13 protein-coding genes are annotated in these 14,693 nt (G+C 64.2%); 5 read left to right on the forward strand and 8 right to left on the reverse strand.

All coding sequences use genetic code 11. The features are described 5' to 3' along the window. Positions 1–4: 4 nt before the first annotated feature. Complete coding sequence (gene ppk2, locus DCM80_RS21445) at positions 5–925, reverse strand: polyphosphate kinase 2 (protein WP_257193554.1); 921 nt, start codon at positions 923–925, stop codon at positions 5–7. A 91-nt stretch (positions 926–1,016) separates the two neighbouring features. After that, positions 1,017–1,478, reverse strand: coding sequence for an Lrp/AsnC family transcriptional regulator (locus DCM80_RS21450; protein ID WP_257193555.1), 462 nt, complete (start codon positions 1,476–1,478; stop codon positions 1,017–1,019). Between the two features lie 132 nt (positions 1,479–1,610). Here DCM80_RS21450 and DCM80_RS21455 point away from each other — a divergent pair, with 132 nt between their 5' ends. Both DCM80_RS21455 and DCM80_RS21460 read left to right on the forward strand, forming a co-directional pair. Then, the gene (locus DCM80_RS21455; RefSeq protein ID WP_257193556.1) at positions 1,611–3,974 is read left to right on the forward strand and encodes a transketolase; all 2,364 of its coding nucleotides are present in this window, start codon (positions 1,611–1,613) and stop codon (positions 3,972–3,974) included. Between the two features lie 300 nt (positions 3,975–4,274). After that, positions 4,275–5,705: an aldehyde dehydrogenase family protein gene (locus DCM80_RS21460; RefSeq protein ID WP_257193557.1), complete on the forward strand. Its 1,431-nt coding sequence runs from the start codon at positions 4,275–4,277 to the stop codon at positions 5,703–5,705. A gap of 165 nt (positions 5,706–5,870) precedes the next feature. Here the strand turns inward: DCM80_RS21460 and DCM80_RS21465 are convergent, their stop codons facing one another. Further along, a complete protein-coding gene (locus tag DCM80_RS21465) occupies positions 5,871–6,848 on the reverse strand; it encodes an SMP-30/gluconolactonase/LRE family protein (RefSeq protein WP_257193558.1) in 978 nt (325 codons plus the stop codon). Between the two features lie 88 nt (positions 6,849–6,936). On the opposite strand from DCM80_RS21465, the gene DCM80_RS21470 reads away from it, so the two are divergent. Further along, a complete protein-coding gene (locus DCM80_RS21470) occupies positions 6,937–7,761 on the forward strand; it encodes an NAD(P)-dependent oxidoreductase (RefSeq protein ID WP_257193559.1) in 825 nt (274 codons plus the stop codon). 72 nt (positions 7,762–7,833) lie between these two features. Here the strand turns inward: DCM80_RS21470 and mddA are convergent, their stop codons facing one another. The 4 genes from mddA to DCM80_RS21490 form a co-directional block, all read right to left on the reverse strand. Continuing rightward, positions 7,834–8,595 carry a methanethiol S-methyltransferase gene (gene mddA / locus DCM80_RS21475; protein WP_257197996.1) on the reverse strand — a complete coding sequence of 254 codons (762 nt, stop codon included), beginning with the start codon at positions 8,593–8,595 and terminating at the stop codon, positions 7,834–7,836. A gap of 79 nt (positions 8,596–8,674) precedes the next feature. Further along, the gene (locus DCM80_RS21480) at positions 8,675–8,929 is read right to left on the reverse strand and encodes a hypothetical protein (protein WP_257193560.1); all 255 of its coding nucleotides are present in this window, start codon (positions 8,927–8,929) and stop codon (positions 8,675–8,677) included. A gap of 73 nt (positions 8,930–9,002) precedes the next feature. Then, a complete protein-coding gene (locus tag DCM80_RS21485) occupies positions 9,003–9,188 on the reverse strand; it encodes a hypothetical protein (RefSeq protein WP_257193561.1) in 186 nt (61 codons plus the stop codon). 52 nt (positions 9,189–9,240) lie between these two features. Beyond that, complete coding sequence (locus tag DCM80_RS21490) at positions 9,241–9,546, reverse strand: DUF4242 domain-containing protein (RefSeq protein ID WP_257193562.1); 306 nt, start codon at positions 9,544–9,546, stop codon at positions 9,241–9,243. Between the two features lie 155 nt (positions 9,547–9,701). Here DCM80_RS21490 and DCM80_RS21495 point away from each other — a divergent pair, with 155 nt between their 5' ends. Then, the gene (locus DCM80_RS21495; protein ID WP_257193564.1) at positions 9,702–11,495 is read left to right on the forward strand and encodes a winged helix-turn-helix domain-containing protein; all 1,794 of its coding nucleotides are present in this window, start codon (positions 9,702–9,704) and stop codon (positions 11,493–11,495) included. A gap of 30 nt (positions 11,496–11,525) precedes the next feature. On the opposite strand, the gene DCM80_RS21500 is transcribed toward DCM80_RS21495, so the two are convergent. After that, positions 11,526–12,497, reverse strand: a complete 972-nt coding sequence (locus DCM80_RS21500) for a transporter (RefSeq protein ID WP_257193566.1) — start codon at positions 12,495–12,497, stop codon at positions 11,526–11,528. Between the two features lie 483 nt (positions 12,498–12,980). Between DCM80_RS21500 and DCM80_RS21505 the strand changes: the two genes are divergently transcribed. Continuing rightward, the gene (locus tag DCM80_RS21505; RefSeq protein ID WP_257193567.1) at positions 12,981–14,693 is read left to right on the forward strand and encodes an IlvD/Edd family dehydratase; all 1,713 of its coding nucleotides are present in this window, start codon (positions 12,981–12,983) and stop codon (positions 14,691–14,693) included.

Raw genomic sequence — 14,693 nt, forward strand, 5'->3', positions numbered from 1 at the left:
GGTCTCAATATTTCGCCGGCACATACATCTCCGACGGGACCGGGCCACGCTGATAGTCGGGATTGCGCACGCGCGGGGGCAGCGTCACCGGAGCTCGCACGACCTCCTGGTACGGGATCTGAGTCAATAGATGTGCGATGCAGTTGAGCCGGGCGCGCTTCTTGTCCACGGCATCGACGATCCACCACGGGCTGTCCGGCAGATGCGTGTGTTCCAGCATCGTCTCCTTGGCCTTCGTGTACGCCTCCCAGCGACTGCGTGACTCGACGTCCATCGGGCTCAGCTTCCACTGCTTCAGGGGATCCTTGATGCGCATGGTGAAGCGGAACTGCTGCTCGTCGTCGGTGATCGAGAACCAGTACTTGACCAGGATGATGCCGGAGCGGATCAGCATGCGCTCGAACTCCGGCACTGTCTTGAAGAACTCCTGATATTCGTCCTCCGAGCAGAAGCCCATCACGCGTTCGACGCCGGCGCGGTTGTACCAGCTACGGTCGAACAGCACGATCTCGCCGCCGGCCGGCAGGTGCGCGACGTAGCGCTGGAAATACCATTGCGTGCGCTCGCGCTCGTTCGGCGCCGGAAGCGCCGCGACGCGGCAGATGCGGGGATTGAGGCGCTGGGTGATGCGCTTGATCACACCGCCCTTGCCGGCGGCATCGCGGCCCTCGAACAGCACCACGACCTTCTTCCGCTCGCTCTGCACCCAGTCCTGGAGCTTGATCAACTCGCCCTGGAGGCGAAGCAGCTCCCGGAAATAGAGCCTGCGATCGACCGCCGGTTTCAGCGTTCCGGTCTCGTCGAGGAGCTCATCGAGACGGGCATCATCCAGCTCCATCTCCAGTTCCTCGTCGAGATCGTCGGCCATTTCCTGGATGATGCGGGCGCGCTTGGAGATCTCGGATTTGCGATCGGCTGCGGTCATGGGTGCTTCTCTCGGCTCGAATACCAGTCACAACGACCATCGGCGGCGTTTGTTGCGGCCATGTGACAACGTGCGACCCCGCTGATGCAGCTCACACCGGCAGCGCGATCGAATATTTCACCTGGCTCAGCGCAAAGCTCGATTCGATCGAGGCGATGCCATCGAGACGGGTCAGCTTGGTCTTCAGGAAGGTCTCGTAGGAGGCGAGGTCGGCGGCGACGACGCGCAGGAGATAGTCGCGATTGCCGGTCATCAGATAGCATTCCAGCACCTCGTCCCATTTCGAGATCGCGCGGGCGAAACGGTTGAGGTCCTCCTCCTTCTGCCGCGCCAGCTTGATCGAGATGAAGACGCTGACGTGCAGGCCCAGCGCCTTCTGGTCCACGGTCGCGACATAGCGCGAAATGACGCCGCGCTCCTCCAGCAGCCTGACCCGGCGATGGCAGGGCGAGACGGAGAGACCGACCCTGTCGGCGAGTTCCTGCATGGTCATGCGGCTGTCTGCCTGCAGCAGGGCGAGAATCTTGCGGTCGATGGTGTCGAGGTCTGGCATTGGGATGAAACCTGCATTTCTGGCGGTAGTGTGGGAAATTATCCCAATTTGGCCAGATTTACCGCAAGAAATTGAGATATTTGGCGACCCCCGCAGGGGTATGATCGGCGGATCAGATTCCGGAGCATCGCCATGCCCGTCGATTCCGCCCGTCTGGACACATTGACCGCCCTCAGCCGCAAGGCGCTGTGGTTGTCGTCCTGGACCATCCACCATGCCAACCACATCCGCGCCAATGCGGACGGCCTCAAGGTCGGCGGGCACCAGGCCTCCTCGGCCTCGCTCGCGACCATCATGTCGGCGCTGTACTTCCACGTGCTGCGCCCGGAGGATCGCGTCGCGGTGAAGCCGCATGCGAGCCCGGTGTTCCACGCCATCCAGTACCTGTTCGGCCGGCAGAGCCGCGAGAAGCTGGAGAATTTCCGCGGCTTCAAGGGCGCGCAGTCCTATCCCTCGCGCACCAAGGACGTCGACGACGTCGATTTCTCCACCGGCTCGGTCGGCCTCGGCGTCGCCCAGACGCTGTTCTCTTCGCTGGTGCAGGACTACGTCAAGGCGCACGGCTGGATGAAGGATCGCCGCGAAGGTCGCATGATTGCTCTGGTCGGCGACGCCGAGATGGACGAGGGCAATATCTGGGAGGCGTTGGCCGAAGGCTGGAAGCACGGACTGCGCAACACCTGGTGGGTGGTCGACTATAACCGCCAGTCGCTCGATGCCGTCGTGCGCGAGGGGCTGTGGGAAAAGTTCGAGACCATGTTCCGCAACTTCGGCTGGGACGTGGTGATCGTGAAATACGGCCGCCTGATGCGCGAGGCCTTTGCCGAGCCCGGCGGCGAAGCCTTGAAGCGCTGGATCGACTATTGCCCGAACGCGCTCTATGCGGCGCTGTGCTTCCAGGGCGGCGCGGCCTTCCGCAAGCATCTGCATGACGAGATCGGCGACCAGGGCCAGATCACCAAGCTGATCGACAAGCGCAGCGACGACGAGCTCTTGGCACTAATGTCGAATCTCGGCGGCCACGACATGGCGAGCATGCTGGAGGCATTCGACTCCATCGATCACGATCGCCCGGTCTGCTTCATCGCCTACACCATCAAGGGCGTCGGCCTGCCGTTCCAGGGCCACAAGGACAACCATGCCGGCCTGATGACTGTTACGCAGATGGAGAAATATCGCGACAGCCAGAACATCCGGCCCGGCCATGAATGGGACAAGTACGAGGGTCTGTCGCAATCCGCCGCCGAGCTTGACGCATTCCTCGCACGCGTGCCCTTCAACCAGGACGGCCGCCGCCTGAGCGCACCTGTGATCGAGGTGCCCGCCCAGCTCGCGTTCAAGCCATCGCCGCAGATGTCGACCCAGCAGGGCTTTGGGCTCGTGCTCAACGAGATCGCGCGCAGCGACAGCGAACTGGCCAGGCGCATCGTCACGACCTCGCCCGACGTCACCGTCTCGACCAATCTCGGCCCCTGGGTGAACCGCCGCGGCCTGTTCGCCAGCGCCGAGAAGGCCGACTTATTCCGCAGCGAGAAAATTCCCTCCACCTACAATTGGGACGCCTCGCCCAAGGGCCAGCATCTGGAGCTCGGCATCGCCGAGATGAACCTTTTCATCATGCTCTCGGCGCTCGGCCTGTCGCACCAGATCAACGGCGAGCGGCTCTTGCCGGTCGGCACGCTCTACGATCCCTTCATCGAGCGCGGGCTCGATGCGCTGAACTACGCCTGCTACCAGGATGCCCGCTTCATGGTGGCGGCGACGCCGTCGGGCATCACGCTCGCGCCCGAGGGCGGCGCACATCAGTCGATCGCGACGCCCTTGATCGGAATGGCGCAGGATGGGCTCGCCTCGTTCGAGCCGGCCTTCGTCGACGAGCTCGCCGTGATCATGGGGTGGGGTTTCCAGCACATGCAGCGCGAGCCGGGCGAGGGTGGCTCGGTCTATTTGCGGTTATCGACGCGCAGCATCGAGCAGGCGCAGCGGATCATGACACCGGAGCTGCAGCAGGGCATCACCGACGGCGCGTACTGGCTGCGCAAGCCGGGCCCGAATGCCGAAGTCGTGATCGCCTATACCGGCGCGGTCGCGCCCGAGGCGATCGAGGCCACCGGTTTCGTCGGCGAGAGCCGCCGCGACGTCGGCCTGCTCGCGATCACCTCGGCCGACCGGCTGCACGCTGGATGGACCGCCGCGCGGAAATTGCGCCGCGACCGCCGCGGCGTGCAGCATCTCAGCCACGTCGAGAAGCTGCTGGCGCCGCTGCCGCGCGACTGCGGCATCGTGACCGTGATCGACGGCCACCCGTCCGCGCTCGGCTGGCTCGGCGGCATCCGCGGCCACCGCGTCGAGGCGCTCGGTGTCGAGCAGTTCGGCCAGACCGGCAGCATCGCGGACCTCTATCGGCACTACGGCATCGACGCCAACGCCATCATCGATGCGGCCGAAAGCCTCACCGTGGGCGCGCCGGTGCTGCACCGGAAGATGGCGGTGTAGTCGGGGTAACCATGCGCATGGGCCCCGGCTCTGCAGCGCATTACTGAAGAAGTGCTGCGCTGCGTCCAGGGCACGAGACTGTCTGGGCTCGTTACAATCTCGTGTCCCGGACGCGGCGCGACATGAAATGTCGCGACGTCGAGCCGGGACCCAGAGCCGCTTGCCTCGCTTCAAATCGCGTCCCATATTCCGCGCGTCCGCCGCAACGCTGGCCCGCATACGGCGGGTTCAATTGCCGGCGCTTTCGTGCAAGGATGCCGGCCGAAACGCCCCCTCCAAGCCCCCAAGAAGAGGTTAACGATGGTCAATCGCATGCAATTCTACATCGACGGCGCCTGGGTCGATCCGGTCGTCAAGAAGTCCACCGCCGTGGTCAATCCCGCGACGGAAGAGGCGATGTACGAGGTTGCGCTGGGCTCCAAGGCCGACGTGGACAAGGCGGTTGCCGCCGCCAAGCGCGCCTTCGCGACCTTCTCCCAGACCAGCCGCGATGAGCGCGTCGCGCTGCTCAGCAAGGTCATCGAGGTCTACAAAGGCCGCCTCAAGGAGATCGGCGCCGCCGTCTCCGACGAGATGGGCGCGCCGCTGCCGATGGCGGAGAAGCTGCAGGCCGGCGCCGGCCTCGGCCATCTCATGACCACGCTCGACGTGCTCAAGAACTATCATTTCGAGGAGCCGGTCGGCACCGCCATGGTGCTGCGCGAGCCGATCGGCGTGGTCGGCATGATCACGCCCTGGAACTGGCCGCTGAACCAGATCGCCTGCAAGGTCGCGCCCGCGCTCGCCGCCGGCTGCACCATGATCCTCAAGCCGTCGGAGTTCACGCCGACCTCGGCGCTGATCTTCGCGGAAATCCTGCATGAGGCCGGCGTGCCCAAGGGCGTGTTCAACCTCGTCAACGGCCTCGGCCCCGAGGTCGGCGCCGCCATGAGCGAGCATCCCGATATCGACATGATCTCGTTCACCGGCTCGACCCGTGCCGGCATCGACGTGGCCAAGCGCGCCGCGCCCACCGTGAAGCGCGTCAGCCAGGAGCTCGGCGGCAAGTCGCCGAACGTCATCCTCGAAGGTGCCGACCTCACCAAGGCGGTGACCGGCGGCGTGATGCACATGTTCAACAATTCCGGCCAGTCCTGCAACGCGCCCTCGCGCATGATCGTGCCGCTGTCGAAGATGAAGGAAGTCGCCGCGATCGCGAAGGCCGCCGCCGACAAGACCAAGGCGGGCGATCCGCGCGCCGAAGGCACCACCATTGGCCCGGTCGTCAACCGCGGTCAGTGGGACAAGATCCAGGGCTTGATCAAGAAGGGCATCGACGAGGGCGCAACGCTCGTCGCCGGCGGCCCGGGCCTGCCCGAAGGCGTCAACAAGGGCTTCTATGTCCGTCCGACCATCTTCGCCGACGTCACGCCCGACATGACGATCGCGCGCGAAGAGATCTTCGGACCGGTGCTGACCATCATCGGCGCCAAGGACGAAGCCGACGCGGTCAAGATCGCCAACGACACGCCCTATGGTCTCGCCGGCTACGTCTACGGCCCGTCGGTCGAGGACGCCAAGCGCGTCGGCCGCCAGATCCGCGCCGGCAACGTCAATCTTCAGGGCGTGCCCAACGACCGCACCGCGCCGTTCGGCGGCTACAAGCAGTCCGGCAACGGCCGCGAGTGGGGCAAGTTCGGCCTCGAGGATTTCCTCGAAGTGAAGGCCGTCGCCGGCTTCAACGCGGCGTAAGTTCGAGCGGTTGGAAAGAAGGACGCCGGAGCGGGAGGCCGCTCCGGCGTTTTTGTTTTGCGGAGTTCGTAGGGTGGATTAGCGAAGCGTAATCCACCATGTATGTCGCCGTGGAGACCAAAGAGGTGGGTTACGCCTTCGGCTAACCCACCCTACGATTTCGAACTATCCCCCCACCGCGCCCTGCGTGTTCACGTACAGCGCGTAGATCGACTGGCTCGCCGCCATGAACAGGCGGTTGCGCTTGAGGCCGCCGAAGCAGACGTTGGCGCAGCGTTCGGGCAGTGCGATGCGGCCGATCATGACGCCGTCGGGCGCGAACACCACGACGCCGTCGAGCTCGGGATCGCCCATGCCCCAGCCGCACCAGAGATTGCCGTCGATGTCGCAGCGCATGCCGTCGGGCGTGCCCGGGCCGGCATCGATGTGAACGCGCTTGTTCGAGATCGCAGTGCCGTCGGCTGAAACGTCATAGGCGAGGATCTTCCGGTTCGGCACGCCGCGGGATTCCACGACGTAGAGGATTGTCTCGTCCGGCGAGAAGCACAGCCCGTTCGGCCCGAGCACGCCCTCGGCCACGATGGTCGCCTTGCCGGTTGCCGGATCGAACCGATAGACGTTTGGCTCGATCTCGGGCTCGGCCTTGTAGCCCTCGTAATTGCCGAGCAGGCCGAAGGTCGGGTCGGTGAACCAGATCGAGCCGTCCGATTTGACGACGACGTCGTTCGGCGAGTTCAGCCGCTTGCCGTCGAATTGATCCATCAGCACCGTGATGCTGCCGTCGTATTCGGTGCGCACCACGCGCCGTCCGCCGTGCTCGCAGGTGACGAGCCGGCCCTGGCGATCGCGCGTGTTGCCGTTGGCGAAGTTCGAGGGCTTGCGGAATACGCTGACGGCGCCGGTCTCCTCCTCCCATTTGATGATGCGCTGGTTCGGGATGTCGCTGCAGAGGAGATAGCGCCCGTCGCCGAACCACACCGGTCCTTCGGCCCAGCGCAGGCCGGTCGTGACCCGCTCCACCGCCGACAGTTTCAGCCAGTATTTTTCGAAGCGGGGATCGAGCGCGTGGATGGCCGGATCGGGATAGTAGCTCGCCGGCCGCCAGCCCGGCCGTTCCTGGGGGTGGGACGATGCCTCATTCATGTCGGTTCTCTCGTTTCGTTCCCTCTGGACAATCCTGCTATCATTGGAGACACCTGACCGCAATTCGGACACCACAGGCGAGGAAGACATGCCGCGTATTTTGATGACGGGAGCTTCAGGCGGAATCGGCACCAGCCTGCGAAAACTGCTGCCGCCGATCTATCCGGATCTGCTGCTCTCCGACATCAAGCCGCCCGCGGATCTCGGTGCGAACGAGAAGTTCAAGGCGGCGGACCTTGCCGATCTCGCGCAATGCGAGGCGATCTGCGAGGGCGTCGACGGCATCCTCCATTTCGGCGGCTATTCAGTCGAAGGCAGCTGGGACCAGATCCTCCAGGCCAACATCATCGGCGGCTACAATCTGTTCGAGGCGGCCTACCGCAAGGGCGTCAAGCGCGTGGTGTTCGCCTCGTCGAACCACGCCGTCGGCTTCTATCCGCGCCACCACAGGATCGGCACCGACGTCACTGCGCGTCCCGATAGCCGCTACGGCGTCAGCAAGGTGTTCGGCGAGGCCGTCGGCGCGCTCTATGCCGACAAGCACGGGATGAAGGTGACGTGCCTGCGCATCGGCAATTTCGGCGACATGCCGCTCGACCAGCGCCGGCTCTCGATCTGGCTCAAGCCCGACGACCTCGTGCAGCTCTGCCGCATCGGGCTCGAGCATCCCGACATCCATTTCGAGGTCTTCTACGGCGCTTCCTTCAACGAGCGCGCCTGGTGGGATAACCACCGCGCCTACGAACTCGGCTACCGTCCGACCGGCCGCGCCGAAGACTTCCGCGAGCACGCCATGGCGGAGCAGGCCAAGCTCAAGCCGGATCCGGTCGGCGATTACTTCCAGGGCGGCGCGTTCTGCAGCATGGAGTTCGATGCTGACCCGGGCCGGATCATCGATTGGACGAAACGGTAGAGAAGCGCGCTCGACATGGTTTTGAGCGGCCGAAGCCCTGCTCGGCCGCTCAAACCCCATGCTCGCGCCGGATCAGAACAGGCCCGGAATCAACATCGCGACCTTCTCCCTGTAGTGCCGGTACTGATCTCCGAACAGGGTGACCAGGTCGCGCTCCTCCAACCAGATGCCGACGAAGATGTAGACCGTCGTCACCGTCGCGAACAGCAGGTGGCCGAGTGTCATGGTGGGTGTCGACCAGAACGCGATGATGAAGCCGAGATAGATGGGATGCCGGATCAGGCGATAGAGGCCCGGCGTCTTGAACTTCATTGGCTCGGCGAGCCGACCTGCAAAGTGGCTGACGACTTGGGTCAGTCCGAACAGTTCGAAATGGCTGATCAGGAACGTGCTGTACAGTACGATGAGCCAGCCGGCGAAGCTGCCAGCGACAGCGGCGTGTACGGCAATCGGCGTCTCGAATGCCCAAACGATGGACGTGATCGGCCGCCACTGCCAGAACAGCAGGAGCAGGCTCAGGCTTGCCAGCAGCACGTAGGTGCTGCGTTCGAGCGCGGGTGAAGCAAACGCGGCGAACAACTTCTTGAAGCCATGGCGAGCCATGCCGCTGTGTTGGACGGCAAACAGGGACATCAGCGCGAGGTTAATCAATAGGGCCTGTGCGGTCGAGCCGGCCACACCGCTGTCGATCGTCTTCGGCACGATGAGCTGCGAAATGAAGCCGACAGCGTAGAGAAAAGTCCCGAAGAAGATGAGATACGCGAGGACGCCGTAGCCGAGCACGAAGCTTCGTGCCGCGAGCGAACTTGCCGACTGAGCGGGTCCGTTATGCATGGTGATGGACATGATGGAGTTTCCAGTTTCGCGGAGGGGATGGAATGGCTGATTTAGTGGCGTGCCACTGTTGCCTTCATCACATTGCAAAGGGGGGCGGGAGCGTCGGAGCCTTGCATCTGCCGAGGCGTTTCTGGACCGCTGCGCCGCTCGCGCCTTCGGCATGAGGATCGTCGAACGTCGTTGCGGCCGAAGCCAGAACAATCGACAGCGTGACGGCCCCGAACGTCACGATCGCCAACGCGGCGGTTCTGGTTTTGAAGTTTCCCTGTTTGAGATGCCTGAATTTGGAGGACTTGGCTTCAGGAGCGTCGGATTGGAGGAAAGATTTCATGACTACTTCCTTGAATTGAAACTGTTGCTGGGACTTGCAGATCCCTTGATGGTGAAGCGCGTCTCGACCCGTTCTACCGCTTGCGTGCGGGGCGTGGCCCGGATGGGAAACCCTTCGCGAACTGCATTGCGGCCTTCTCGCGGTTCGCCAGCATGCTGGCGACAGACTGATTGATCAGTCGACGCAGCCGCAGCAGGATGCCGGCGAGATATCGCTGCGAGGGGCTCAGTGCGGGCGGCGCCTGAGACTGAATGGACATTTCCTTTCCTTTCACGGAATCGAGTACGATGACGGCGCCCGCCGCTGATCCGCTATTCGGCGGCTGCTGTCTGCGGTGCGGGGTCGTTGCGGACGACCACCGTCGTGGCGACCTTGTAGAATTCCTCGCCCGGTATGCCGACGCGCCGTGCATGCTCGCGGATCGACTCCCCATCGGTGGCTTCATAGATGCAGAAGGTACCGATGCGGCCGTCGGCCTCATGGACCACATAGCTGCGAATCCAGCGAACGCGGTCGGACATCTGCTCGTTGCCGATCCGCGCGGACTTCGCGCCCGCGGCTTCCAGTTCGCTCAGATTTGCCCAGGCGCTTGGGCGGCGAATGACATAGAGTTCCATAAGACGTCTCCTCGGGGTTGATGCCGCCGGTCGGTTGGTCGTGACCGATGGCCGTGAGGAGCTATAGGCGCCGCCGGCGCTGATCGTCCTTACCGGCGCCTGATCATTGCCTGATCCTTGTCTGAACCTTTTCCGTCTCTCCCAGACACACCGATATGACCCTCAGGTTTGGACCCTTCGAGCTCGACGAAGCGGGCCGCGCGCTTCTTCACGCGCAGCGGGAAGTCGCGTTACAGCCCCGCGTGTTCGATCTGCTGGTCTACCTGACTCGTAACCGGGACCGAGTCGTCACCAAGGAAGAGCTGCTCGATACCCTCTGGCCTGACGTAACGGTCACCGACAATTCCCTGCAACGGGCAGTGAGCATGCTGCGTGGCGTGCTCCGCAAAGGTGGGATGGATGGCGTCATCCGGAACATGCCGGGCAGGGGATATCGTTTCTGCATCGACGGCGTATCGGAGCTGCAGGTTGCTGCTCCCGGGACGATCGAAGAGCAAGCCCCGGACCTGCGGGTGCAAGCACAGCGCGCCGTTGCCGCGCAGGCCTGGGACAAAGCCGCAGCGCTGTTCGAGGCGGCCGATACTGTCCAACTGCTCGAAGGCACCGACTTGCGCCAATGGGCGCTGGCCTTGCAGTGCACCGGCAGGGCCGACGCGGCTCTGCCTCTCTTGGCCCGTGCAGTTGCCGTCCACACCAGGGCCGGCAACGTGCCGCTCGCCGTCACCGACGCCGTCACGCTCTCCGGTTTGCATTTCGAGCGCGGCCAGGCGGCGATTGCCAAGGGCTGGCTGGCTCAAGCGGAGGATTGGGCCTGCGAGATCGAGGATCCCGCCACGACTGCGTTAATTCTCTGGATGAAGTCGAAGGTCGCCGCGTTCGACGGCGAGCCTGAACAGGCGCTTTCGCTTGCCGACATCGCCTACAGCACGGTCCGCCACAAGGACGCTGTTGGCATCGAGGCGCTCAGTCTTGCTTATCGCGGATTCTACCGGCTGTGTCTGGGCGATACACGCGCAGGACTGGCGGACCAGGACCTCGCCGCTGCGATGGCGCTCTCCAGCGGAGATATCGATCCCATTGTCGGAGGCATCCTCTACTGCAACATCCTGTGGGCGGCGCGGATGTTCGGAGATTGGGCGAGGGCCGACCAGTGGACGCTGGGCTATCAGAAATACTGCACCGAGAGCGGGATGGAATTGACCGGTTCCTGCCAGCTTCATCGGTCCGAGGTTCTCGGCGTCAGGGGCTCGCTCGGCGAAGCCTTGTCCCGCATTCAGGACTCGCTGGCACGGCTCACAGGCGATGCACCTTGGGCGATCGGCGACGCCAACCGCGTGCTTGGCGACGTTCACGCGGCGATCGGTAACGACGACGACGCGCTCGAAGCCTATGAGAAGGCTTACGCGCGCGGCTGGTGCCCGGAACCGGGCCGCGCCATGCTGCTGCTGGAACGTGGCGAGGCTGAAGCCGCCTACGCCAGTCTCGAACGTAGTTTGATCGGAAAGACCTGGTGGACCCTGCAACGGCGGGGAATTCTGTTCGCGCACCTGGCGCTTGCCGCCGCGCACACGGGCCGTCGTGAGCAGGCATCGGCGCTGATCGAGGAACTCTCCGGAAGTCCCGACAGGTGGCCGATGCCGTCGATCCGGGCATTGACGAACGAGGCGCAATCGGTCCTCGCCCATGCGCGCGACGATTACGACTCTGCGCTGCGGCATCTTCATCTGGCCCGGCAGCTATGGTCGAGTGTCGACGGGCGAGTGCAGGCCGTCAGGCTGAGGCTCCGCATCGCGAAGCTGCAATTGGCGCATGATGACGTTCGAGGCGCTTCGGCGGAAATTCACGCAGCTCAGCTTCTGGCCGGCGAACTCGGCTCGCGGAAATACGGGGCCGAATGCGCGGCTTTGCGGCGCGAGGCTGATATCCGAAGGAGCGGACGCGCTGCCTAGCGACCGTCCACGCCGTTCGTGCGGCTGTCATCAGAAATGCAGGTTGAGACGCAACAGCGCTTGGTGCCGTTCGAACTGCTCCAGGTTGAGGCTGCGATTGTCGCCGATCGCCTTGCCGGCAACCTGCATCTGCCAGGTGCCGGAGATGCCGACCTCGTTCGAGATGTTGTAGGAGAAGGTCGGGCCAGCAAAGACGGCATCTCCCAAAAAGCGGTCGAGGCCGGCGCCGTCATAGGCCCGTGCGTAGCGTACGCCGAGGCCGAGCACGAGGTCGGGCTGCAGTGCGTACGAGATCGCGGTCTGCAACTGCATCTCGGAATCGTGTCGCCAGAGATTGGTCGAGATCTCGCGCGTTCCGCCGGTCCCGTACCAGACGTTGAAGGCCGCAAACAGCCTGTCCTTGATCAGCTCGCGATCGAACAGCGCGGCAAACTCCGCGCCATATTGTGCGATATGCATGCCGCTGGCGTCGTCGATCCGGCTCCAGCCGGGCTGCGCGTGGAGGGTCAGCCCGAACGGCGCGACGGTGCGGTCGACCAGCTTGTAGCGCAGCTCGAGCGCTCCACCGCTGAAAGCGATGTCCCGATGATCGGCAAGTCCCGGCACGCCCTTGATGTGCTGCCCGCTCAGCGAAAATCCGGGTGCGATCCGGAAGTTATCCGACACCGTGTATTTGACCTGATTGAGATTGGCCCAGGCTGCGTAAGTGCCTGAACGTTTTCCGAACGCGCCGACATTCTCGAACTCGATCTCGATATCGCCGGTCTTGCCGATATCGGAGCCCATGCTGAAGCCGAAGATGTGCTCGGTGTCGATCTCCGCGTGGGCCGACGGCAACCCGCCCGCAAGCTTGTTGGCGCCGAGGCCAGGCGCGGAGCCGGGCCACGGAGCCGCATATGCGAGGCCGCGTGCGCCCTCATCAGCGGAGGCGGAGACACAACTCGCCAGATGACCGACGATGGTCGCCGCCGCCAATGCGCCCGGGAAGCTCGATCTTCTCACCACGACAATCCACCAACCTACGCAAACCAAGGGACCGATCGACGCAGGGGCTCTGGGTTCGCTCGCAAGCCCCCTGCGATTGCAAGTCATTCGCAAAAGGATCCCATAGAATAACTAGGAATGCAACTACTTGCTAATCGTTCTTAGTTGCGTTCGAGGCCAGACCCGCGTCGAGGGCTGAAGAGCAAGGAAGTCTGGTGTGGCGCGCGGGTGCTGGTGGGTCCCCGAGGTTCGGCTGCGTGCGCGCTGGAGTTCCACCGAACCGCGCCGGGAAGCTGGAAACCTGGTAGCACTCCGCGCTGGTTGGGGGGCATCGAGATCGGCAAATCCGATGCAGGATCACCTTGCAGTTGAAACGGCCACGGTCCGTGAGATGCTCGCCTGCTGGAGGGCGCCGGCCACCAGCTCTCAGGCCTGCAACCCGGCTTATTGACAATCAGGGGGCCGGCCTTACCACGACTTCAAAGCTGAAGGAGCGACCTGATGACGAGTGGCTTGCGCAAGGGTTTGACGAGCTATGGCGATGCCGGCTTCTCGCTGTTCCTGCGCAAGGCGTTCATCAAGGCCATGGGATATTCCGACGACGCGCTGGAGCGCCCGATCGTCGGCATCACCAACACCTATAGCGACTACAATCCCTGCCACGGCAACGTCCCGCAGATCATCGAAGCCGCCAAGCGCGGTGTGATGCTGTCCGGTGCGATGCCGTTCGTGTTTCCGACGATCTCGATCGCCGAGAGCTTTGCGCATCCGACCTCGATGTATCTGCGTAACCTGATGGCGATGGACACGGAAGAAATGATCCGCGCCCAGCCGATGGATTCGGTGATCGTGATCGGCGGCTGCGACAAGACGCTGCCGGCGCAGGTGATGGCGGCGATCAGCGCCGACTTGCCGACCGTGGTGATTCCGGTCGGCCCCATGGTGGTCGGCCATCACAGGGGCGAGGTGCTGGGCGCCTGCACCGATTGCCGCCGTCTCTGGGCGAAATATCGTGCCGGCGAGATGGACGATTCCGAGATCGAGGCGGTGAACGGGCGTCTGGCGCCGTCGGTCGGCACCTGCATGGTGATGGGCACGGCCTCGACCATGGCCTGCATGATCGAAGCGATGGGCCTGTCGCTGCCGATGAGCGCGACGATTCCGGCGCCGCATGCCGAGCGCTTCCGTCTCGCAGAGGCGAGCGGGCGGGTGGCCGCCGAGATGGCGAAGACGAAGGGGCCGAAGCCGAGCGAGCTGCTGACGCCGGCCTCGTTCAGGAATGCGCAGGTGGTGCTGCAGGCGATCGGCGGCTCGACCAACGGCCTGATCCATCTGACGGCGATGGCGCATCGTTCGCCGCACCGGCTCGACCTCGAAGCGTTCGACCGGATCGGCCGCGAGGTGCCGGTGCTGGTCGATCTCAAGCCGTCCGGCGAGCATTATATGGAGCATTTCCATCACGCCGGCGGCGTGCCGAAGCTGCTGGCGCAGCTCGGCGACCTCGTCGATCTCGATGCCAGGACGATCTCCGGCCAGACGCTGCGCGATGTCGTGGCGCATGCGGAAGACGTGCCCGGGCAGGACGCGATCCGTTCGCGCGACAATCCGATCAAGAAGGAGGGCGGCCTCGCCGTGCTGCACGGCAATCTCGCGCCGCGCGGCGCGGTGATCAAGCAATCGGCGGCGAGCCCGAAGCTGCTCAAGCATACCGGGCGCGCGGTAGTATTCGAATCCGTCGAGGACATGACCTTGCGGGTCGACGATCCCGATCTCGATGTCACCGCCGATGACGTGCTGGTGCTGCGCAATGCCGGCCCGAAGGGGGCGCCGGGCATGCCCGAGGCCGGCTATCTGCCGATCCCGAAGAAGCTGGCGCGCGGTGGCACCAAGGACATGGTGCGCATCTCGGATGCGCGCATGAGCGGCACGGCGTTCGGCACCATCGTTCTGCACATCACCCCGGAATCCGCCGTGGGCGGTCCGCTCGCCCTGGTGCAGAACGGCGACATGATCAGCCTCGACGTGGCCAAGCGCAGCATCGAGCTGCTGGTCGATGCGGCCGAGCTCGAGCGCCGCCGCGCCGCGCTGAAGCCGATTGCTGCGCCGGAGGAAGCACGCCGCGGCTACGCCTGGCTGTTCAACGAGACCATCATGCAGGCCGACGAGGGCTGCGATTTCGACTTCATGCAGAGGACCGGCCCCGTGAAGGGTTGA

The sequence above is a fragment of the Bradyrhizobium sp. WBOS08 genome, from assembly GCF_024585125.1.
Lineage (GTDB): Bacteria > Pseudomonadota > Alphaproteobacteria > Rhizobiales > Xanthobacteraceae > Bradyrhizobium > Bradyrhizobium japonicum_B.